A 20,958-nucleotide genomic window follows, 5' to 3' on the forward strand; every position below is an offset into this window, starting at 1 on the left:
ATCCAGAGGAGGTCAATCGCGACCCATTCTGCCCACAAACCAATTGATAATAATTTTCATTTCATCAAGAATGGGCGCCATCATCAGCCAGGAGTATGCCCATGTCTCAACCCGCCCCGGCCAATCGCCCCCGCCTGCTCACCGTCAAGCATGTTCAGGATGTGAGCCCGCACCTGCGCCGAATCTGCCTGACCAGCCCCGAGCTTGTGGACTACCCCTTCAGCTGTGGCGGTGCTCATGTCAAGATCATGCTGCCCCGACCGGATCAGCGCGAGATAGTGTTGCCCACCCCCACCGACAAGGGGCCTCGCTGGCTCGATCCCGCCCAGAAACCCGTCATTCGCACCTTCACCATACGTGCGTTTCGCCGGGAGGCGCTGGAGCTCGACATCGACTTCGCCCTGCACGGCGAGGCCGGCCCCGCCAGTCGTTTCGCCCTGCACGCCAAACCGGGTGACAGGCTCGCCATCTCGGGCCCGGGCGGCCCCGACCCCATGCTGCAAATGGCCGAGCACTATTACATGGCGGGGGATCTCACCGCCCTGCCCGCCATCAGCGCCATGGTGGAAGTGATGCCAGCCCATGCCCTCGGCCATATCGCCCTGCTGGTCCCCCATCAGGACGACGTGCAGGATCTGTCGCTGCCGGCCGGCGTCGACCTGCGCTGGTTCGTGGGCAATCCGGAACAGGCCGCGACCCTGGTGGCGCATTTCACCGCCCAGCCCATGGTCGCCGAGGGGAGCTATTTCTGGTTTGGCGGGGAAGAGAGCCTGGTCGTGCCGCTACGCCGCCACGTCAGACGCACCCTGGATGCCGAGCGCCAGCGGGTCTACGCAGTCCCCTACTGGCGCAGCGGCAAGGATGAAGACGCCTACCACCAGGACAGGCACGCCGTGATGGACAGCTGACCCCCTCTTTATCTTGTGACTGGCGGGCTTCTTCCCTCGGGGAGCGGCCTGCTTTTGCTGCGGTTCCCCCGCCATCGTTCTCTCTACCCCCATCTTCGCCTGGCGATTTCATTGCGCTTGCATTTGAGACAAACACCAAGATAATGACAATCATTCTCAATAACTGCGATAAGCCGTGAACCTGTCTGCTCCCAACAGGATGCCGCATACGGGTTCCCCATCGCACACATGCACAGCAAGGTAACTCCAGATGGCAGTTTTGAATTCGGTCATGCGCGCCTTCGCCATAGAGGCGCTCCCCACCCCTGCCGAGCTGCTGGCGCAGCACCCCTGTCCGGCCGACATGGCCCGGCACATCGACAACCAGCGCCATCAGGCACGCCGGATCCTGGCAGGTGAAGACGATCGCCTCCTGGTCGTGATTGGCCCCTGCTCCATCCATGATCCCGTCGCGGCCCTGGACTATGCCGGGCGGCTGGCACGACTCGCCACCGCCTATGAAGACAGCCTTCAAATAGTCATGCGCGCCTATTTTGAAAAGCCGCGCACCACGGTGGGCTGGAAGGGGCTGGTCTTCGATCCGCACCTGGACGGCAGCAACGACATCAATCGGGGATTGCATCTGGCACGCCAGGTGCTGCTCGACATCAATGGGCTGGGGCTCGCCACCGCCACCGAATTCCTCGACACCACCAGCTTTCTCTATCTCGCCGATCTCGTCAGCTGGGGCGCCATCGGGGCACGCACCACGGAGTCTCAGGTCCACCGGCAATTGGCCTCGGCCCTGCCCTGCCCCGTGGGATTCAAGAACGGGACGGACGGCAATATCCGGGTCGCCATCGATGCTATCCAGGCCAGTACCGCCTCCCACCTCTTCACCGCCCCCGGCAGCCAGGGCGGCATGGTAGTGATCAAGAGCGAAGGCAATCCCGACGGCCATATCATTCTGCGTGGCGGCACCCTGCCCAACTACCACCAGAGCGATGTGGCGGAGGCAGCAGACCGCCTCACCCGTCAGGGACTCCCCCCTCGCCTGATGGTGGATTGCAGCCATGGCAACAGCCAGAAGCTGCACACAAACCAGCTGAAGGTCGCCAAAGAGCTCTGTCGCCAGCTGAGCGAAGGGAGCCAAGCCGTCGCCGCCGTCATGGTCGAGAGCTTCTTGCTGGGAGGAAACCAGAAACCGGCTCCTCTGGGTGAGCTGCAATACGGTCTGTCAGTGACCGATGCCTGCCTCTGCTGGGAAGAGAGTGAACACCTGCTTGCCATGCTGGCAGAGGCGGTCCAGGCCCGTCGTCGCACCCGGAGAAAATACGCACACGCCGTTCAGTCTGAACTCGATCAACCTGTCATCTAGCATTCGGTTTATTTGTTTGCCACCAATCCGTGTCTGCCTCATCCGCACGCTGTCCGGCATCGTGCGGATATATCGCAGAAGAGTGGTGTCAAACAGACCATAAATAGAGGGGATAAATTAATAGGCGGTGGGCGTCATGCATCAGCAAGAAAAAGTGACGGGCCGCTCAGGCGTACAGATGAGGATCCACCGCCGCTATTTCATTCTGTCACAGCAGGTATCCATGTTCGTTTCTCACAAGGGACGAAGAAACACGGGCTGTATGAGTCCTCAGTGCGTATAAGTGGCGAGGTGGCGTGGAAGATGATGCGCCATCTTTATTGGGCACATGGTGGTTATGGCTATTCCAGACGAGGCTCTCCAATTAACCGGAGTAACCTGCGCAATTGGGTTTTACTGCGACATCATCTGAACCCTGAAAATAATAATGCCGCCCTGCAGGCGGCATTATCGAGAACCGGATCCGGCGATCAGATCAGGAAATCGTTCAGATCCTTGCCCAGCGCAACTTGCTCGGCGATGGCCTTGGGCATACGACCCTGACCGGTCCAGGTCTTCTCCTGACCGTCTTCCTGATACTTGTATTTCGCAGGACGGGGAGCACGCTTGCTCTTGGTGGTGCCCGCCGCAGCCGGAGCCGCCACGCTGCCGATCAGCTCACGGGGATCGATACCAGCCTGTTGCAGCATTTCGGTGAATTCATTCAGTTTGCGCTGACGCTCTTCCTGTTCGGCACGTTCCTGTTCAACGGACTCGGCACGCTCGTTATATACCAGGTCAAACTTTTCTTTCGCTTCTTGCAGTTGCTCAAACGGCAGTTCACGAATGGCAGCGCGCAAGCTGCGAATGTTCAGCAGAACCTTCAGAAACTCGTTCATTACTTCCTCACAGAATTATTTTTGTATGTCACAGGGATAACACGATTTGAGAATAGCATGCCCATTGGATAACAACATAATGTTTTTATACCATCCGGCAAAGCGCTGACACCATATGGACATTATTCACCGTGGTTAATTCCCTGCCTGATACTTATTGGGAATACTCTCACAGACTTTATTTCCTATTTTCCCCGGTTAATCTCAGGCTCACCTCATCCGTTGCACACGGTGTTATCTCTTACCCGCGTCGCTCTGCGCCAGGTCATTTAGCAGCAGTGCTGGCCCTTATTGTACAAATAGTGCGCTCATGGCCATGACCTTCGCAGACAATAAACCAGGTCCCGTTTCAGGATGCCCCTTGCGCCTGATCCTGTATCCAGCGGATGAATGCCTGGATCTTGGGACACTGGCGGTGAGGGAGGGTCGCCAGGTAATAACGCGGCTCGCAGCGCACCGCCATATCCGGGAAGGGCATCACCAGCGCTCCGCTCGCCAGCGCCTGGCTTGCCAGTTGCCTGCGCCCCATGGCGACACCGGCGTGGTGGGTGGCGGCAAGGATCGCCAGATCCGCCCGATCAAATCCCATGTGCGACGCGCAAGCCTCCAGGGAGAGATCCCAGTGACCCCCCCAGGTGCGCCACTCGTCGCTGTCGGTGTCCTGGCCCCAGGCCTGCCTGTCATGGAGCAGGCGGCACTGCTGCAGATTCCTCACCGCCCCCATCAGACCGTGGTCGCTGGCGTATTGCGGGCTGCACACCGGCACCATGTATTCATCCATCAGGGGGTGGATGGCCAGGCCCGTCGGGGTTCTGGCATCGAAGTTGAGGGTCAGATCGATGCCGTAGCCGTGCAGGTTTATGTGCTCGTTGCCCGTCAGCAGGTTGAGCTCGATGTGAGGATGCAGACGGGAAAAATCGGCGAGCCTTGGCACCAGCCAGCACTGGGCGATGGAGGGGCGCGAGTGCAGCGTCAGGGATCCCGACAGCGCCTGCTCCCTGATCTCCAGCACCTCCTGATTGATGAACTCCAGGGAGGAGGTGAGGGCCCAGAAGATGCGCTGCCCCTCCGTGGTCAAGGCCACCTTGCGGTGAAAGCGCTGGAACAGCAAAAAACCGAGCGCCTCTTCCAAGGCCGAGATGCGGTGGCTCACCGCGCTTGGGCTCAAGGAGAGCTCGTCGGCGGCGAGCGCAAAGGAGCCGTGGCGGGCCGCCGCCTCGAAGGTGTGGAGCCTGGCGAGCTGATGGCTGCTGAGCAGCTTGCTCCTCACCCCCGGGTGCTCATCGCGTTGCATGGTTGGGCCTCCCTCTCTTTTATCTGGCAGATGATACCAGAAGGGCGAGGTTTGCATTCACCAGGAAGACTCAACTCACCCGTATGCGAAGACACAGCAGGGTAGATGACCATTTGCATCAACTGGGCTCATCCAAGCCACCCGTTTTATCATTTGTCACGGCAACGCTGGCGCCGTTCAATGGGATGATTCCGTCACCACCCCGCGAGGCTTTCATGACACACACCAACATTGCCGGGCTCATCACCCGCTTCCCCCTGCTCGAACCGCTGATCGCCCTCACCCCTGTGACCTGGTTCAATCCGAGGGCCACCTCCCTCGCGGAAGGATTGCCCCATGTGGGGCTCACTCGGCACGATGTGGCCGCCGCCTCCGCCCGGCTCGCCCGCTTCGCCCCCTACCTGTGCGAGGCCTTCCCCGAAACCCGCGCCAGCCACGGCATCATCGAGTCCGGGATCGCCGCCATCCCGACCCTGCAGGGGACCCTCAATGGGCGCTACGGCGTCAAACTCACCGGCAGCTTGCTGCTCAAACAAGACAGCCACCTGCCCATCTCCGGCTCCATCAAGGCGCGCGGCGGCATCCACGAAGTGCTGGCCCATGCCGAACACCTGGCCATCCAGGCTGGGCTGCTGCGCGAGACGGATGACTATCGCACGCTGTTCTCGGACGAGTTCCGCCACTTCTTCAGCCAGTACAGCATCGCGGTGGGGTCGACCGGCAACCTCGGCCTCTCCATCGGCATCATGAGCGCCCGCCTCGGCTTTCGCGTCACCGTCCACATGTCCGCCGATGCGCGGGAGTGGAAGAAGCGCAAGTTACGCGAACATGGCGCCATCGTCGTGGAATATGCTGACGATTACGGGGTGGCGGTGGAGCAGGGACGCAAGGAGGCCGAGCGCGACCCCAACTGTTTTTTCATCGATGACGAGCACTCCCACACCCTGTTCCTCGGCTATGCGGTGGCGGGCGAGCGGGTGAAAAAGCAGTTCGACGAGATGGGCATCAGGGTGGACGCCGACCATCCGCTCTTCGTCTACCTGCCTTGCGGCGTCGGTGGTGGCCCGGGCGGAGTGGCCTTTGGTCTCAAGCTGGCGTTCGGGGACAACGTGCACTGCTTCTTCGCCGAGCCCACCCACTCCCCCTGCATGCTGCTCGGGGTCCACACCGGCTTGCACGATGCCGTTGCGGTGCAAGACCTTGGCATCGACAACCTCACTGCGGCCGACGGCCTCGCGGTGGGACGCGCCTCCGGTTTTGTCGGCCGCGCCATGGAACGCCTGCTTGCGGGCTTCTACACCCTGAGGGATCAGGAGATGTACGACCTGCTGGGGCTCCTGGCCCGGGATGAAGAAATCCGGCTCGAGCCCTCGGCACTGGCGGGCATGGCAGGCCCCTGGCGAGTGGCCGCCAACCTTGAGTGGCAGAGTGGGCAGGGACTGGATGCAGCCAAGATGGCCGGGGCCACCCACCTGGTGTGGGCCACCGGCGGCGGCATGGTGCCCGCCGAGGAGATGGAAAAATACCTGGCCTGCGCCCGGATCTGATCTTTTTTTCGCCCCCGTGACCCGCCGACCTGGCGGGTTTTTCTGCTGCGAGATCAGCAAGATGGCACCTCAGCCCTCGCCCCCATGACACAGACGGCCAGACTGCTGGACAGCCTGATTTGTCATCCAGCCCCACCGACTGGTTATTTTGTGATACGATAGAGACCGTTTTTTGACATCTGCGCCCCGTTGTCCCCTTTTTCCGGTGAGATAACCACCGGATCCGGCGACCAACACCTGCCGGGCGCAGCACAACATGTGCCCAGTTCGAATCGCTCCTGCGCGACCTTGACGCCAGGAGCACTCCCCTCTGGGCACCTTAGATAAGGAGATCGGGCGATGAAACAATATCAAAGCTGGTTGGGACAATATCTGATGAGCCGCCGTGACGGAGACCACGCCATGGCATCCGAGCTCGCCAGCTCCATCTGCGAATTCTGGCAGGCCCGTGGAGATGAGGCCGAGACCAGCAAATGGCAGCAGATCTACGAGCAGCACGTGGAAAAAACCACCTGACGACCTGCTCTCCTCCATAAAAAAACCGGCGCTCATGGCGCCGGTTTTGCATTTCAACGACCCGGATCACATCTGGTCGATCATGTCCTGGGCGAACTGGGAGCAGGAACGCAGGGTGGCCCCTTCCATCAGACGCTCGAAGTCATAGGTGACGGTCTTGTTGGCGATGGCCGCTTCCATCCCCTTGACGATGAGGTCAGCCGCCTCGGTCCAGCCCAGGTGGCGCAGCATCATCTCGGCAGAGAGGATGAGGGAGCCCGGGTTGACCTTGTCCTGGCCAGCGTATTTCGGCGCGGTGCCGTGGGTGGCTTCGAACAGGGCAACGCCGTCGCCGATGTTGGCGCCCGGCGCGATGCCGATGCCGCCGACCTGGGCCGCCAGCGCGTCGGAGATGTAGTCGCCGTTGAGGTTCATACAGGCAATGACGTCATACTCGGCCGGACGCAGCAGGATCTGTTGCAGGAAGGCATCGGCGATGACGTCCTTGACCACGATGGTCTTGCCGGTTTTCGGGTTCTTGAAGGAGCACCAGGGGCCGCCGTCGATGAGCTGGGCATCGTACTCTTTCTGGGCCAGGGCATAGCCCCAATCCTTGAAGGCACCCTCGGTGAACTTCATGATGTTGCCCTTGTGCACCAGGGTCACGGAGTCGCGATCGTTGTCGATGGCGTACTCGATGGCGGCACGGACCAGACGCTCGGTTCCGGCCTTGGACATGGGCTTGATGCCGATGCCGCAGGACTCGGGGAAGCGAATTTTCTTCACGCCCATCTCGTTTTGCAGGAAAGCGATCACCTTCTTGGCTTCATCGCTGTCCGCCTTCCACTCGATGCCGGCGTAGATGTCTTCGGCGTTCTCGCGGAAGATCACCATGTCGGTCAGCTCGGGGTGCTTGACCGGGCTCGGGGTCCCTTCGTAGTAACGGACCGGGCGCAGGCAGACGTAGAGATCCAGCTCCTGGCGCAGGGCCACGTTGAGGGAGCGAATACCGCCGCCGACCGGGGTGGTCAGCGGGCCCTTGATGGCCACGCAGTATTCACGAATGAAATCCAGGGTTTCGGCCGGCAGCCAGGCACCTTCGCCATAGACATGAGTCGATTTCTCGCCGGTATAGATCTCCATCCAGGCGATCTTGCGCTCGCCTTTGTAGGCTTTCTCGACCGCAGCATTCACCACATTCAACATGGCCGGGGTCACGTCCACACCGATACCATCCCCTTCGATAAACGGAATGATGGGATTGTGGGGAACCTGCAGCTTGCCGCTGGCATCGACTGTGATTTTCTGGCCCTGGGTCGGGATAACTACTTTGCTTTCCATCGGCATCTCCTAACTTCCGTTTGTTATCAATCTGATCGTTGCGCGCGGCCATCTTAAGCCCATCCATTTGCATAATCAAATAGCGGGCGTGCATGTCAGACCATAGTCGGGGAGTGGATCACAGTGCGCCTGAGGATCCCCTCCTCCCTCGCCGCCCTCAGGTCCTGACGAGGCGCAGGCCCCGTCCATCCGGGCCTCTTCCTCTCTTGATGACAGCGTCTCCCTGCCCTCGCCGCCCCGAGGGCGCCACTCCCCCAAATCCCGTTCGCCTTTACATCGTCGTAACCCCTTTGGCGAGGCAAGGCGCGCCGGGGGACAGGCTGCCGGATCCGGACTAGGCTCTTTGCCAGTGATCGGGGCGCCCGGGGCGTGGCCGGTCATGAAGAGAGCACGACAACAAGGAGAACACCATGTTTATCGTCACCAACCGGATGGTCAACGAGCAGGGCAAGACCCCCAGCGAGATCTTTGGCGAAAAACCCGCAGAGGGCCCCAACGAACTGCGCCTCGCCGAGGCCCGGCGTCAGGGCAAGCAGTGGCAGCTGGACCTGCTGCCGGATCAGATCACCGCCGAGATGGCCGCCAGCGTCGGCCTTGACCCCGACCTCCCCCACCCGGCCAGCGCCTATGTGGCGCGCAAGCTGCTGGAGCGCTGCGCCGGGACCGGCAGCACGGCCAAGCAGAAGCTCAAGACCGGCAAACACCTGCTGCTGTTCGTACACGGCTTCAACAACGATCTTGACGATGTGCTGGAGCGAGCCGCGGGGCTCGAGGCCCGTTACGGCGTCGAGGTGCTCTGCTTCAGCTGGCCCGCCAATGGCGGCGGCGCCCGGGGCGTGCTGAGCTACAAGAGCGACAAGCGCGATGCCCTGGCCTCGGCCGGGGCCCTTGACCGGGTGCTGGAGAAGATGAAGGGGCTGCTCGACGAGTTCAACGGCCAGTATGTGACGCAACTGGAAGAGAAGGCCCAGAAGAAGTTCGCCGACAACGGCGAGGCCTGGGATCGCTACTTCGCCAAGGAGGTGAACAAGCGCTGCCCCTTCACCATCAATCTGCTGCTGCACAGCATGGGCAACTACCTGTTCAAGCACCTGCTGGGCAGCACCACCTACCACGCCAACCAGCTGCTGTTCGACAACATCATCATGGCCGCCGCCGACACCAACAACGAGCTTCACGCCCAGTGGGTCGATCGCATCCAGTGTCGCAACCGCCTCTACATCACCATCAATGAGCGCGATGGTGCCCTGATGGCATCGCGCATGAAGATGGGGGAGCAGCAAAAGGCGAGGCTCGGCCACTACACCCGGCGGCTGGACGCCAGAACGGCCACCTACGTGGACGTGACCAATCAGCCCCATGTGGGGGACTCTCACGCCTACTTCGAAGGGGATGCCCTCGCCAACGAGAAGGTGCTGCGCTTCTTCCACACCGTCTTCAACGGCGGCACCGGCGAGAGCGCGGAGCTGTTCGATGCAGCCCAGAACCTCTATCGCCTCTAGCCACTGCGCAAAAAAAACCACCGCCCCGAACAGGGCGGTGGTTTATCATTATGCGCTCACTCGGTGGCCACAAGGCCGCCAGGGGCTAGTGTTCTGCCGCTTCCGGCTGGGGCGCTTCGCTGCGCTCCCGTTGCAGTTCATCGACCCTGGCCTGCCATCTGTCCTGGGCCTGTTTTTGCCCCTGGGACTCGAACTCCTGGCGCATGGTGTCGATTTTTTGGTCAAGTTTTTCCATCAGGATGTCTCCTTACATCTCGGGTTACACACTGGCTGACGGCACTGTTTGGCCAACCTGCTCACCCGATTGGACACCAGGTTTTCCCCAATTGTCCAACAAAATAAACGATTGATTATGCAAAAACCAATCTAGAAAATGGGTTGAAGCTCCTTATGAAACCCCATCGGTCACCCTGAAAACGCCTGATAAAAACACTATTTTTACCATTGATATCAATATCTTGATATTTATCACTCGCTCAATGACTCCCTTGAGATCGGCATGACGAGTGTATGCACATTTTTTTTCACAAAAATGCCCCGCTCTCCGGGCTTTGCGACCGGAAAGGCCCCCTTGTCCATCCAAAAATGCGATGGGTTATGACACAACCCATCTCTTTAATGGATAGACAATCCCCAACCCCGGCCCTGCGGCTTGCCAACCCGACCACTAGCAGGTTCGCTTGTTACCCATCCGGGCATATCCCACCCCACTCCCGCCCCGATAAAATGAAGCCGCACCACGCCTGCTGAGCGGGTTGTTGCCGCCCTCATCCCCTCTCGTCGGAGTCATGACATGGATCTCTTCTGGTGGTTTGCCCTGCCCGTCGCCGCAGGCACCTTCTATGGGTGCTATTTCTGGAACCAGCGCCATGCCCAGCCCGACTGGCTGCGCCTGCCCACCCGCGCCGACTACCTGCACCAGCATCCCGAATGCGCCATCGACGATGAACTGGGGGCGCGCTGCTGCGCCTGCGGCTCCGACAAGGTGCTGGGCCACCCCCAGACCGGCTGGCCTGATCATCGCTTTCGCCACACCTGCCTCGCCTGCGGCAAGGCGCTCTTTCGCACCGAAGAGCCCCCTGTATAAGCATCCACATTCGCCCTTTTTGTATGGCGATGTATGGCGATGTATGGCGATGGCAGATACTGACACCCGCAAAGCTGCAAAGAGCACATGCTCGGGACAGGGGGATGGCGCAGGCGTCCTGAGAGAGAGCGCAGACCAGGTCAGAATGGGTTGTCGTTTGTGACCCTCTTTCGTACTATTGCCCGCCACTGCAAAACCCTTTTCCGGCCCGGGCATCACGCACGGCGCGGGCCCACAAACGGATAGCGATCCCATGACATCTCTGACCCACTGCTCGGTGCTGGCGATGACGCTGGTTGCACTGCCCGCTCTCGCCTCCGGTGACGGTGACGGGTGCGGCTTCTGGCTCACCGACTGCCCTCTCCCCACCTATCCGCTCTATCTCAACGAGAACGACACCCGGGGCAACCTGCTGATGCTGCTGGGGGATGCCCAGCATCACCCCCTCCCCTTCACCCTGCCGGCGGATCCGCTGAACGAGCGCAGTCAGCCGCTGTTCTACCTCACCCGCCTCCCCCAGCCGGAGGAGGTGGAGGACCCGGCGCTGCGCGAGCAGCTCGGCAGCCGGCTGGCCGCCTACGACCCGTCTCTCCCCCCGCTGCTCGAGCACTACGCGGGCCACGACTCCCTCTACGGCCACGCCATCTCCAACTCCCTCTCCTCGGTCAGTGCGTTTCTGGACGCCCTCGAGCAGAGCGAGGTGCCCGACCCAGAGCGCACGTCGCTGCTGCGAAGCCGTCTGCTGATCCTGGGGCAGCAGGAGAGCCCGGCCCCCGCTACCGAAATGAGCGGTGCTGCCCTGGAGTGGCAGGGGTATCTGCAGGCCGCCCGGCACTTCTACGAGAGCCGCTTCGAGGAGGCCCGCGCAGGCTTTGCCGCCTTGCAGCAGGCCAAGGCCCCCTGGGTGGCCGAGAGCGCGACCTACATGGTGATGCGCACGGAGATCAACCTCGCGATGAAGGAGGCGAAGGACGAATACGGCGATCAGGACGTGACCAGGAGCGACAAGGAGGCCCTTCGCCGCGCCATGGCCCAGGGTCAGGCCTATCTGGCGGCCTACCCGCAAGGGCGCTACGCCAGCTCGACCAGAGGGTTGTTCAGACGCATCCAGTGGATGGCCGGTGATCTCGGCGCCCTGCGGGATGCCTATGACGAGGCCATGGCAACCCGCCAGCCCTTGCCGGCGCTGGAGGCCCTGGTCAACGAGATCGATCTCACCCTGCTCAGTGGCGATGCCTATCGCCATCAGGCGGCCTATCAGGACTCGGCCCAGCCGACGCTGCTGTTCGTCAATGCCCTGCGGGGTCTCAGACCGACCTATGAGCGGCCGCGGGACTGGCAAGATGCCCAGTTGGACGACGCCATCGCGCACCTGCAAAAAACCGGTCACCAGGCGCAGGCGGCCTATCTCAAGGCCTACGCCCTCTTTTTGGACAAGCAGTTCGAGCAGGTGCTGGCCCTGCCCTCCCCGGGGCAGGAGGATGCCACCCTGGCATTCAGCCACCAGATGCTGCGCATCTGGGCCTGGCAGGGCATGAAGGCCTTCGACAAGGCCGAGCAGGCCCTGATGGCACTGGTGGCCTCCCCCCTGGGTCAGGCCCAGCAGGCGTTCGTGGAGAACGTGCTGGCGGATCACTGGGTGCGCACCGGCAACACGGCCGCCATCTTCCAGCCGGGCAGCCCCATCACCCAGCTGCGCATCCGCGCGGCCGTGCTCAAGCAGGAGGCCGAACCCGCCCTGTTGCGCCAGCAAGCCAGTCAGGGCCCGAGCGCGGCGGAGCGGCAGATTGCGCTCCATACCCTGCTGGTGCGGGATCTCATCGCCAGCGACCCGGCCACCTTCTTGCAGGATGTGGCCCTCATCCCCGCCGATTACAAGGAGGCGACCCCTCCCGCCGACGCGCCCTGGGAACCCGTGCCCAACGGGGATGTGCGCCTCTCGGCGTTCCAGTGGCGCGGAGAGGGGACGCCCCAGGGCTACCACTGCCGGGATCTGACCCAGACCCTTGGCACCCTGGTGCAGCGCCCCGACGATGGTCATGCCCTCAACTGCTTCGGGGAGTATCTGCGCAGCCGGGATCCCCATATCGACCTGTGGCAGGATCGCGAGATGATCTGGGGGCTGGCGCAAGACGAGCGCCCCACGTTCCCGAGTCGCCTCGCCCTCTATCAGGCCGTGATGGCCAACCCCAAGGCGGAGCCCGAAGACAAGAGCTATGCCCTCTATCGCGCCATCCAGTGCTATGCCCCCTCCGGCTACAACAGCTGCGACAGCCAGGAGATCCCCAAACGCACCCGGCAGGCCTGGTTCAACACCCTCAAGCAACGCTATGGCAACTCGGTGTGGGCCAGATCCCTCAAATACTACTGGTGAGCCATGAGCAGACCCCCTGAACGCGCCCTGCTGGCGCTGCTGCTGACGGCCCTGGCCACCCCCCTTGAGGCCAGTGTCGATGCCAGCGCCTATCACGGGTTCTGGCTCTGGTCCGCCACCCGCCACCAGCCGGTACTGGAGCAGGCCAGCACCCTCTATCTGCATCAGGGGGAGATCCTGGACAGGCCCGGCGGCCCCCGCTTCGCCAAGCTGGGGCGGGTTCCCTCCCCCCTCAAGGCCGGGCAGGTCTGGCTGGTGGTGCGTGTCAACGCCCTCCCCCTCTCCCCCGCACACGAGCAGGTGCTGGTGCGCCTCTACGAGGGGTGGCGCGCGGCCGGGGCCAGGGTGGCGGGCATCCAGATCGACTTCGATGCGGCGACCCGCCAGCTCGATCGCTATGGCAACGCCCTGCAACAACTGCGGCGCGCCCTGCCTCCCGGGTGCAAGCTCAGCGTAACGGGGCTGCTCGACTGGGCGAAAACGGGGGACGTGGCAGAGCTCAATCGCCTGCCCGTGGACGAGCTGGTGATCCAGACCTATCAGGGCACGCGCACGGTGCCGGGCTATCAGGCCTATCTGCCCGCCATGGCGCACCTGACCATCCCGTTCAAGGTAGGGCTGGTGCAGGATGGGGAGTGGGATCCCGCCTGGCAGACAACACTGGCCGCCTCCCCCCACTACCGGGGCGAGGTGGTCTTCCTGCTCAACCGCCCGGCGCCGATCCCGGGGACCAGCGCCCCTGTTCCCCGGCATGATGCCCACTGAGACGCGGATGAACCCTATCGGGGCACAGGGGCAAGAGTGTGCCCACAACAAGCAGCAGTGGCAGACCCTGATCCGGCTGTTGGCATCCGCACCGGGCGAGATGCCGTGCGAGAGGAACGCCGCCCAAGCCACCACATCGGTCAAGCCCGCCATCGTGCTGCGCGGCGCGCGCCGTCACAAACAGGAAGAGAAACAAGGATGACGTTTGTCGAGATGAACCCCACCCACCTACCGCTGGCCCTGCTGCTGGAGGCCGATCCCGCCGCGTCGCGCATCGCCGCCTACCTGCCCGGGGCCTGGGGCTTTGCCGCCCTGGCGGACAACGAGGTCGTGGGGGCCTGCGTGGCGGGCCTGATGGGGGAGCAAACCGCCGAGATCTTCAACATCGCCGTTGCCCCCAACCGCCAGCAGCAGGGCATCGGCTCCGGCCTGCTGCGCTTCGTGCTGGAGAACCTGGCCGGGAAGGGGATAGGCCGCGTCGAGCTCGGTACCGGCAGCTTCGGCCACCAGCTCACCTATTACCAGCGCCACGGCTTTCGCGTCCATGCCGTCGTGAAGGATCACTTCCTCATCCACTATCCCGAGCCCCTGATTGAGCACGGCATCCAGCACAAGGACATGCTGCGCCTCTCCCTCGCACTGGCGCCGGGCACCGCCTCCCCCTGATCCGAGAGGGAAGCCCCGCTCTCCCACTGATGGCCGCCCCCTGTGGTACACTCCGCCATCCCCTGTTTTTGGTAGGCATGCGATGAAATCAGCCCGTCCCCGTCTCTCCCTCTCCGCCCGCCCTGACGCAGGCCGCACGGCCAGCGGGCCCACCACGGTGCCCCCATCCCAACGCCGGGAGGCCCGGCACACAGGGAGCGTCAACGAGCGCAAACCGGCCCCCGCCCCGGCGGATCGCAAGCTGCTGCTCCTGAACAAGCCCTACATGGTGCTCTGCCAGTTCACCGACGAAGGGGGCCGCGAGACCCTCAAGGATTACATCAAAGAGCCCGGCATCTATGCCGCGGGCAGGCTGGATCGAGACAGCGAAGGGCTCTTGCTGCTCACCAACGACGGCAAGTTGCAGGCACGCCTCACCCAGCCGGGAGAGAAGACCCCCAAGACCTACTGGGTGCAGGTGGAAGGCATCCCGAGCGAGGAGAAACTGGCCGCCCTTCGCGCCGGTGTGGAACTCAACGACGGCATGACCCTGCCCGCCGGGGCGCGCATCATGGATGACCCTGCGGTATGGCCACGCAACCCGCCCATTCGCGAGCGCAGGGAGATCCCCACCTGCTGGCTGGAGATCAAAATAGTGGAGGGGCGCAACCGCCAGGTGCGGCGCATGACCGCCCACATCGGCCACCCCACCTTGCGCCTCATCCGCTACGCCATCGGGGAGTGGACCCTCGATGGGCTCTCGCCGGGAGAGAGCCGCGCCCTGCCCGCCCCCGAGCTGGCACCCGCGCCACGACCAGCCGCCGCAGCCGGGGGCACTGGCCGCAGCGTCCCCCGCACCGCCCGGCCAACAGATCAGGATCCACCCCAGGGGCGGGAGCGCCGCGGGGCAGACCCGCGCCAGGCCAATCGCAGCGGCGGGCGCACCACCGCCCGCCGTCCGGCTCGCACCAAGCCCTCTGAATGAAGGCGACAACGGATCTGCATCGAGCGCCCCTACCGGGGCACAGCCAACAAGACAAGGAGTCCTTATGAGCGATCACCCACCGCTGCCCACCCGCCTCACCGTGGCCGCCCTGGTGCACTGGCAGGGGCGTTTCTTGCTGGTGGAAGAGGAGATTGCGGGCAAGCGCCGCTTCAACCAGCCCGCCGGCCACGTGGAGCCGGGAGAAGATCTCATCCAGGCGGCCTGCCGCGAGCTGAAGGAGGAGACCGGACTCACAGCCACGCCCACCGGCTGGCTCGGGGTCTACCTCTTCAAACCGGCGGACAGCGAGGCCACCTTTGTGCGCACCGCCGTCATCTTCGACCTTGAAAAGTCGCCCGGTCAGCACCATCCAGAGGATCCCGACGGTGACGTACTGGCCTGTCACTGGCTCAGCCTGGAGGAGATTGCCGAGTGCAAGCCCGCCCTGCGAAGCCCCCTGGTGTGGCAGTGCATCCAGGACTATCTGGCAGGCACCAGGCTGCCGCTGTCGGCCCTCAAGGCCTTTATCTAAGCGCCATTGGACGCTCTTTTTGACGCTATGGGGCCGAGACAAGAAAAACGATTTCCCGCCGCCGGGCTTCCGAGGGGAACGGCGGCAGGGAGATGTGACCGGGGGCGCAAAACTCTGGTAGAATACGCCCCGTTTAAACGAACTGGTAACTTCGACTAATGACAGACAACAGCCAAATCAAGGTGATCGTCGGCATGTCCGGCGGCGTGGATTCTTCCGTCTCGGCCTACCTGCTCCAGCAGCAGGGCTATCAGGTCGAAGGCTTGTTCATGAAGAACTGGGAAGAAGACGACACGGACGAGTACTGCTCTGCCGCCCAGGATTTGGCTGATGCCAAGGCCGTCTGCGACAAGCTGGGGATGAAACTCCACACCATCAACTTCGCCGCCGAATACTGGGACAACGTGTTCGAGCACTTCCTGGAAGAGTACAAGGCGGGTCGCACCCCGAACCCGGACATCCTGTGCAACAAGGAGATCAAGTTCAAGGCGTTCCTGGAATTTGCCGCCGAAGAGCTGGGTGCCACCTACATCGCCACCGGCCACTATGTGCGCCGTGACGACAGCACCGGCCGCCCGCGCCTGCTGCGCGGCCTCGATACCAACAAGGATCAGAGCTACTTCCTCTATACCCTGAGCGAAGCCCAGGTGGGTCAGAGCCTGTTCCCGGTCGGGGATCTGGAAAAACCCGAGGTGCGCCGCATCGCCGAGCAGCTGGATCTCATCACCGCCAAGAAGAAAGACTCCACCGGCATCTGCTTCATCGGTGAGCGCAAGTTCAAGGACTTCCTGGCCAAATTCCTGCCCGCCCAGCCCGGTCCCATCGAAACCGTGGACGGCAAGATCATCGGCGAGCATCAGGGGCTGATGTACCACACCCTGGGCCAGCGCAAGGGGCTCGGCATCGGCGGTCGCAAAGATGCCACCGAAGAGGCCTGGTACGTGGTGGACAAAGAGGTGGAGCGCAACACGCTCGTGGTGGCGCAAGGGGAACACCCCCGCCTCTACTCCGACGGCCTGGTCGCGAGCCAGCTCCACTGGGTGGATCGCACCCCCATTCGCGCGCCGCGCCGCTGCACCGTCAAGACCCGTTATCGTCAGGAAGACATCCCCTGCCTGATCCAGCCCATCGACGATGAGACCATCCGGGTCATCTTCGACGAGAAACAGGCTGCGGTGACCCCGGGCCAGTCCGCCGTTTTCTACGACGGGGAAGTGTGTCTGGGCGGCGGCATCATCGAACAACGTTTCAGCCATCCGGTCTAAGGGCTGGGCGCTCACGAGCGTCCGCGCTGTACTCCCTTCTCCCCTCGCGGGAGAAGGGTTGGGGATGAGGGGGTAACCACCCTCACCCTGACCCTCTCCCTGAGGGAGAGGGGACAAAGAAAAACAGTACCAGGCAGCGATACATGATTGGCAACGTCCAGGCCGGATCATGGCATCGGCCGGTGAATGAACAGAACAGGGCTGTGAAGACATGGCCGACACATTCCAGGCCGGATAATGGCATCGGCCGGTGAAAGAACAGAACAGGGCTGTGAAGATATGAGCGACAAATTCCAAGACAGAACCATGGCCTTCGCAGGCATCTGCCAGGCCGCCTATCTGGTGCAGAAAGTGGCCCGTGACGGCTCCTGCGACGAAGCCTCCCTGCGCGAGAGCCTGCAAAGCATTCTGGTCACCAACCCCACGCAGCCGCTGGAAGTGTTCGGCAGCCACCTGGCCATTCGCGACGGCTATCGCGCCCTGGTGGAACAGCTGGGGGCCGACGGCAGCCAGAAGAATGCCGAGCTGACCCGCTACGTGGTGAGCCTGATCGCGCTGGAGCGCAAGCTTGCCAAGCGCAAGGACATCCTCAACATGCTGGGGGAGCGGATCAGCCAGATCGGCCGCCAGCAACAGCATTTCGATCTGCTCGACGAGCAGATCCTGGCCAACATGGCGAGCATCTACAGCGACCTTATCAGCCCCATCGGGCCGCGCATCCAGGTGGCGGGCACCCCGCTCTTCCTGCAGCAGCCCCTGGTGCAGCACAAGGTGCGCGCCCTGCTGCTCGCAGGCATCCGCGCCGTGGTGCTGTGGCGCCAGCTCGGCGGCAGCCGTACCCAGATCATCTTCGCCCGCAAGAAGATGGTGGAACTGGCCAAACGATTTTAACCCCCACACCAATCATCAGGAGTTCACCCCATGGAGCTGTCCGCGCTGACTGCCGTTTCCCCGATTGACGGTCGTTATGGCGACAAGGCCGATGCCCTGCGCCCTATCTTCTCCGAATTCGGTCTGCTGCGTTTTCGCGTCGAAGTCGAGGTGCGCTGGTTGCAAAAACTGGCCAGCCACGCCGGGATCCCGGAAGTCCCTGCCCTGAGCGAGGCAGCCAATGCCGTGCTTGACGGCATCGTCAGCAACTTCAACGAGCAGGATGCCGCCCGCATCAAACAGATCGAGCGCACCACCAACCATGATGTGAAAGCGGTGGAGTACTTCCTGAAAGAGAAGGTGGAAGTGAACCCGGAGCTGGCCGCCGTCAGCGAATTCATTCACTTCGCCTGCACCTCGGAAGACATCAACAACAACTCTCACGGCCTGATGCTGAAAACCGCCCGGGAAGAGGTGATCAAGCCTTATTGCGAAAAGCTCATCGGCGAGATCAAGCGCCTGGCCGTCGAGTACCGCGACATGCCGCTGCTGTCACGCACCCACGGTCAGCCGGCGACCCCGAGCACCATGGGCAAGGAGATGGCCAACGTCGCCTACCGTCTGGAGCGCCAGCTCAAGCAGATCATGGCGGTGGAGCTGCTGGGCAAGATCAACGGTGCCGTGGGCAACTACAACGCCCACATCAGCGCCTACCCGGATGTGGACTGGCACCAGTTCTCCGAGGAGTTCGTCACCTCTCTCGGCCTGACCTGGAACCCCTACACCACCCAGATCGAGCCCCACGACTATATCGCCGAGCTGTTCGACGCCCTGGCCCGCTTCAACACCATCCTGATCGACTTTGACCGTGACGTCTGGGGTTACATCTCCCTGGGTCACTTCAAGCAGCGCACCATCGCCGGCGAAATCGGCTCCTCCACCATGCCCCACAAGGTCAACCCCATCGACTTCGAGAACTCCGAAGGCAATCTGGGTCTGGCCAACGCCGTGTTCCAGCACCTGGCGAGCAAACTGCCCATCTCCCGCTGGCAGCGTGATCTCACCGACTCGACCGTGCTGCGCAACCTGGGTGTGGCGGTGGGTTACTCCCTGATTGCCTATCAGGCGACCCTCAAGGGCATCTCCAAGCTGGAAGCCAACGCGGACGCCATGGCCGCCGATCTGGACGCCAACTGGGAAGTGCTGGCGGAACCCATCCAGACCGTGATGCGCCGCTACGGCATCGAGAAGCCCTACGAGAAGCTCAAAGAGCTGACCCGTGGTCGCCGCGTCGACGCCGAAGGGATGCGCACCTTCATCGACACCCTGGCACTGCCGGAAGCGGTCAAGGTCGAGCTGAAGAAGCTGACCCCGGCCAACTACATCGGCGACGCCCAGCGTCTGGTCGATCTGCTGAAATAAGTGATGTAACCGAACCGGCGGGGGCTCTGTCATGACGGCAGGGCCCCCGTTGATTTTGGCCCATTTGATATGATCACCCTCTATCGGGCCATTTCAGAGCCCTTGCCCAAGCCCGCCTTGGGCAAGCCCTCTCACAAGATACGAGAAGCACCATGTACCAACTCAATCTGGATATCGCTCACTTCCTCGAGCACTACTGGCAGAAGCGCCCGCTCCTCATCAAGGGCGGTTTCATCGACTTTCAGGATCCCATCAGCCCGGACGAGCTGGCGGGTCTGGCCATGGAAGAGGTGATCGAATCGCGCCTCGTCACCCGCTTCAACAACAAGTGGGAGGCGGCCCACGGCCCCTTCGAATCCTACGATCACCTGGGGGAAGAGAACTGGACCGTGCTGGTGCAGGCGTGCAACCACTGGGTACCCGAGGTGCACGAGCTGGCGGTGCCCTTCCAGTTCATCCCGGGCTGGCGCTTTGACGATGTGATGGTGAGCTTCTCCACCCCTCACGGCGGTGTCGGCCCCCACATCGACAACTACGATGTCTTCATCACCCAGGGTCAGGGCAAGCGCCACTGGCGGGTCGGCGATGCCAAGCCCTTGAACGAGTTTGCCGCCCACGCGGCCCTGCTGCACTGCGAGCCGTTCGAGGCGATCATCGACGTCATCATGGAGCCGGGCGACATCCTCTACATCCCGCCCGGATTCCCCCACGAGGGCTACGCCATCGAGCCCTCCCTGAACTTCTCGGTGGGCTTCCGCGCGCCGGACGCCAAGGCCCTTGTCTCCTCCTTTGCCGATCACCTGATCGACAACGAGATCCGCACCGAACGTTACGGCGACCCGGACCTCCAGCCCCGCACCCGCCACGGGGAAATCCAGCCCCATGAGCTGCACCGCCTGCGGGAATTGATGCAACAGGCCCTCGACGACGAGACCCTGTTCAAGGAGTGGTTCGGCACCATGATCTCCGAGGCCAAGCACGATCTGGACGTCAATCCGGTGGAGCCGGACTACAGCGCCGACGAGGTGGCCGACCTGCTGAGCCAGGGGGAGCCCGCCATCAAGGTGCCGGGGTTGCGCAGCGTCTGGTTCAGCGGCGAGAGCCGCACCTGCTACATCGACGGCGAAGCCTGGACCCTGCCAAGCGAGGATCCGGCCGCCATCGCGCTCCTGTGCGACAAGGACATCATCACCCAGGACGCGCTGGTGGAACTGGCCGATCAGGCGGGCTTCTTGCAACTGCTGACCCGGCTGGTCAACCGCGGCTACTGGTTCTTCGGCTGATCCAGGGGGCTGCCGCCCCTCCCGGCGTGCCGGGAGGGGCGGCGTTTTTTCCGCTGTAGGCCAACCGGCTCCTGCCTTGCACTGCTTCGCCCTGACGCCGCGGGAGGGAGTGACTACACTGGATGACGGCCAACGGCATCGGGCCGGATCGCCCCGGCAAGGGGGCCCTGTTATTTGTCATTTAACAACATGGGAGCGGGCAGGATGCGGGGCCAGAAATGGGAACCAAATGACCTCAGTTGCGGAAAATCAATTATTTTAGCCCCTAAAATGAGCTGTGAGCGAAAACGTTATCTTTCAAATTGAGGCCGTTTTCGCTCAAAACGTTGTTTCTGGATCATAAAAAGTATCCAAAAACTGGTGTATATTGCACGGCGGAAATTCCTTAACCATGAAGACTGACATGAA

20 protein-coding genes are annotated in these 20,958 nt (G+C 62.6%); 16 read left to right on the forward strand and 4 right to left on the reverse strand.

Annotated features, from left to right (window positions below; translation table 11 throughout):
• Positions 1-101: 101 nt before the first annotated feature.
• Positions 102-908 (forward strand): siderophore-interacting protein, encoded by an 807-nt coding sequence (locus BN1120_RS00400; RefSeq protein ID WP_042014253.1) that lies wholly within the window; start codon positions 102-104, stop codon positions 906-908.
• 250 nt (positions 909-1,158) lie between these two features.
• Positions 1,159-2,265, forward strand: a complete 1,107-nt coding sequence (locus tag BN1120_RS00405) for a 3-deoxy-7-phosphoheptulonate synthase (RefSeq protein WP_042014254.1) — start codon at positions 1,159-1,161, stop codon at positions 2,263-2,265.
• 470 nt (positions 2,266-2,735) lie between these two features.
• Here BN1120_RS00405 and BN1120_RS00410 read toward each other — a convergent pair whose 3' ends face one another.
• Both BN1120_RS00410 and dsdC read right to left on the reverse strand, forming a co-directional pair.
• Entirely contained in the window at positions 2,736-3,143 is a 408-nt protein-coding gene (locus tag BN1120_RS00410; RefSeq protein ID WP_010673634.1) for an H-NS family histone-like protein, read from the reverse strand.
• A 349-nt stretch (positions 3,144-3,492) separates the two neighbouring features.
• Positions 3,493-4,437 (reverse strand): DNA-binding transcriptional regulator DsdC, encoded by a 945-nt coding sequence (gene dsdC / locus BN1120_RS00415; RefSeq protein WP_042014255.1) that lies wholly within the window; start codon positions 4,435-4,437, stop codon positions 3,493-3,495.
• Positions 4,438-4,652: 215 nt separating this feature from the next.
• Between dsdC and BN1120_RS00420 the strand changes: the two genes are divergently transcribed.
• The gene (locus BN1120_RS00420; RefSeq protein WP_042014256.1) at positions 4,653-5,984 is read left to right on the forward strand and encodes a D-serine ammonia-lyase; all 1,332 of its coding nucleotides are present in this window, start codon (positions 4,653-4,655) and stop codon (positions 5,982-5,984) included.
• 339 nt (positions 5,985-6,323) lie between these two features.
• Positions 6,324-6,500 carry a hypothetical protein gene (locus tag BN1120_RS21495; RefSeq protein WP_010673631.1) on the forward strand — a complete coding sequence of 59 codons (177 nt, stop codon included), beginning with the start codon at positions 6,324-6,326 and terminating at the stop codon, positions 6,498-6,500.
• Positions 6,501-6,566: 66 nt separating this feature from the next.
• On the opposite strand, the gene icd is transcribed toward BN1120_RS21495, so the two are convergent.
• Positions 6,567-7,820 (reverse strand): NADP-dependent isocitrate dehydrogenase, encoded by a 1,254-nt coding sequence (gene icd / locus BN1120_RS00425; RefSeq protein WP_010673630.1) that lies wholly within the window; start codon positions 7,818-7,820, stop codon positions 6,567-6,569.
• Between the two features lie 410 nt (positions 7,821-8,230).
• Between icd and BN1120_RS00430 the strand changes: the two genes are divergently transcribed.
• Positions 8,231-9,322 carry an alpha/beta hydrolase gene (locus tag BN1120_RS00430; RefSeq protein WP_039039248.1) on the forward strand — a complete coding sequence of 364 codons (1,092 nt, stop codon included), beginning with the start codon at positions 8,231-8,233 and terminating at the stop codon, positions 9,320-9,322.
• Positions 9,323-9,407: 85 nt separating this feature from the next.
• Here the strand turns inward: BN1120_RS00430 and BN1120_RS21500 are convergent, their stop codons facing one another.
• Positions 9,408-9,557, reverse strand: a complete 150-nt coding sequence (locus tag BN1120_RS21500; RefSeq protein WP_010673628.1) for a hypothetical protein — start codon at positions 9,555-9,557, stop codon at positions 9,408-9,410.
• A gap of 558 nt (positions 9,558-10,115) precedes the next feature.
• Here BN1120_RS21500 and BN1120_RS00435 point away from each other — a divergent pair.
• The 11 genes from BN1120_RS00435 to BN1120_RS00485 all read left to right on the forward strand — a co-directional run bounded on the left by BN1120_RS00435 (position 10,116) and on the right by BN1120_RS00485 (position 20,550).
• Positions 10,116-10,409, forward strand: coding sequence for a hypothetical protein (locus BN1120_RS00435; RefSeq protein WP_042014257.1), 294 nt, complete (start codon positions 10,116-10,118; stop codon positions 10,407-10,409).
• A 253-nt stretch (positions 10,410-10,662) separates the two neighbouring features.
• Entirely contained in the window at positions 10,663-12,783 is a 2,121-nt protein-coding gene (locus BN1120_RS00440) for a hypothetical protein (protein ID WP_042014258.1), read from the forward strand.
• A 3-nt stretch (positions 12,784-12,786) separates the two neighbouring features.
• Positions 12,787-13,548 (forward strand): DUF3142 domain-containing protein, encoded by a 762-nt coding sequence (locus BN1120_RS00445; protein WP_042014259.1) that lies wholly within the window; start codon positions 12,787-12,789, stop codon positions 13,546-13,548.
• 7 nt (positions 13,549-13,555) lie between these two features.
• Positions 13,556-13,750 (forward strand): MerR family transcriptional regulator, encoded by a 195-nt coding sequence (locus tag BN1120_RS00450; RefSeq protein ID WP_052455387.1) that lies wholly within the window; start codon positions 13,556-13,558, stop codon positions 13,748-13,750.
• Positions 13,747-14,214, forward strand: coding sequence for a GNAT family N-acetyltransferase (locus BN1120_RS00455; RefSeq protein WP_042014260.1), 468 nt, complete (start codon positions 13,747-13,749; stop codon positions 14,212-14,214). The genes BN1120_RS00450 and BN1120_RS00455 overlap by 4 nt, the downstream gene beginning before the upstream one ends.
• Positions 14,215-14,296: 82 nt before the next feature.
• Positions 14,297-15,178 (forward strand): pseudouridine synthase, encoded by an 882-nt coding sequence (locus BN1120_RS00460; protein WP_042014262.1) that lies wholly within the window; start codon positions 14,297-14,299, stop codon positions 15,176-15,178.
• A 64-nt stretch (positions 15,179-15,242) separates the two neighbouring features.
• Entirely contained in the window at positions 15,243-15,710 is a 468-nt protein-coding gene (locus BN1120_RS00465) for an NUDIX hydrolase (RefSeq protein WP_042014263.1), read from the forward strand.
• Positions 15,711-15,868: 158 nt separating this feature from the next.
• Complete coding sequence (gene mnmA, locus BN1120_RS00470; RefSeq protein WP_010673619.1) at positions 15,869-16,975, forward strand: tRNA 2-thiouridine(34) synthase MnmA; 1,107 nt, start codon at positions 15,869-15,871, stop codon at positions 16,973-16,975.
• Positions 16,976-17,254: 279 nt separating this feature from the next.
• Positions 17,255-17,866 carry a high frequency lysogenization protein HflD gene (gene hflD / locus BN1120_RS00475; protein ID WP_010673618.1) on the forward strand — a complete coding sequence of 204 codons (612 nt, stop codon included), beginning with the start codon at positions 17,255-17,257 and terminating at the stop codon, positions 17,864-17,866.
• Between the two features lie 30 nt (positions 17,867-17,896).
• A complete protein-coding gene (gene purB, locus BN1120_RS00480) occupies positions 17,897-19,267 on the forward strand; it encodes an adenylosuccinate lyase (RefSeq protein WP_042014264.1) in 1,371 nt (456 codons plus the stop codon).
• Positions 19,268-19,419: 152 nt separating this feature from the next.
• Positions 19,420-20,550, forward strand: a complete 1,131-nt coding sequence (locus BN1120_RS00485; protein WP_041214786.1) for a ribosomal protein uL16 3-hydroxylase — start codon at positions 19,420-19,422, stop codon at positions 20,548-20,550.
• The last annotated feature ends 408 nt before the right edge of the window (positions 20,551-20,958 follow it).

This window comes from Aeromonas caviae, assembly GCF_000819785.1.
GTDB lineage: Bacteria > Pseudomonadota > Gammaproteobacteria > Enterobacterales > Aeromonadaceae > Aeromonas > Aeromonas caviae.

Coding starts and splice junctions, on each gene's coding strand:
- hflD (WP_010673618.1), top strand. CDS start 17,255: ATGAGCGACAAATTCCAAGACAGAACCATGGCCTTCGCAGGCATCTGC.
- BN1120_RS00450 (WP_052455387.1), top strand. CDS start 13,556: ATGAACCCTATCGGGGCACAGGGGCAAGAGTGTGCCCACAACAAGCAG.
- BN1120_RS00420 (WP_042014256.1), top strand. CDS start 4,653: ATGACACACACCAACATTGCCGGGCTCATCACCCGCTTCCCCCTGCTC.
- purB (WP_042014264.1), top strand. CDS start 17,897: ATGGAGCTGTCCGCGCTGACTGCCGTTTCCCCGATTGACGGTCGTTAT.
- BN1120_RS00405 (WP_042014254.1), top strand. CDS start 1,159: ATGGCAGTTTTGAATTCGGTCATGCGCGCCTTCGCCATAGAGGCGCTC.
- BN1120_RS00430 (WP_039039248.1), top strand. CDS start 8,231: ATGTTTATCGTCACCAACCGGATGGTCAACGAGCAGGGCAAGACCCCC.
- dsdC (WP_042014255.1), bottom strand. CDS start 4,437: ATGCAACGCGATGAGCACCCGGGGGTGAGGAGCAAGCTGCTCAGCAGC.
- BN1120_RS00445 (WP_042014259.1), top strand. CDS start 12,787: ATGAGCAGACCCCCTGAACGCGCCCTGCTGGCGCTGCTGCTGACGGCC.
- BN1120_RS21495 (WP_010673631.1), top strand. CDS start 6,324: ATGAAACAATATCAAAGCTGGTTGGGACAATATCTGATGAGCCGCCGT.
- BN1120_RS00465 (WP_042014263.1), top strand. CDS start 15,243: ATGAGCGATCACCCACCGCTGCCCACCCGCCTCACCGTGGCCGCCCTG.
- BN1120_RS00460 (WP_042014262.1), top strand. CDS start 14,297: ATGAAATCAGCCCGTCCCCGTCTCTCCCTCTCCGCCCGCCCTGACGCA.
- BN1120_RS00400 (WP_042014253.1), top strand. CDS start 102: ATGTCTCAACCCGCCCCGGCCAATCGCCCCCGCCTGCTCACCGTCAAG.
- BN1120_RS21500 (WP_010673628.1), bottom strand. CDS start 9,557: ATGGAAAAACTTGACCAAAAAATCGACACCATGCGCCAGGAGTTCGAG.
- BN1120_RS00435 (WP_042014257.1), top strand. CDS start 10,116: ATGGATCTCTTCTGGTGGTTTGCCCTGCCCGTCGCCGCAGGCACCTTC.
- BN1120_RS00485 (WP_041214786.1), top strand. CDS start 19,420: ATGTACCAACTCAATCTGGATATCGCTCACTTCCTCGAGCACTACTGG.
- icd (WP_010673630.1), bottom strand. CDS start 7,820: ATGGAAAGCAAAGTAGTTATCCCGACCCAGGGCCAGAAAATCACAGTC.
- mnmA (WP_010673619.1), top strand. CDS start 15,869: ATGACAGACAACAGCCAAATCAAGGTGATCGTCGGCATGTCCGGCGGC.
- BN1120_RS00455 (WP_042014260.1), top strand. CDS start 13,747: ATGACGTTTGTCGAGATGAACCCCACCCACCTACCGCTGGCCCTGCTG.
- BN1120_RS00440 (WP_042014258.1), top strand. CDS start 10,663: ATGACATCTCTGACCCACTGCTCGGTGCTGGCGATGACGCTGGTTGCA.
- BN1120_RS00410 (WP_010673634.1), bottom strand. CDS start 3,143: ATGAACGAGTTTCTGAAGGTTCTGCTGAACATTCGCAGCTTGCGCGCT.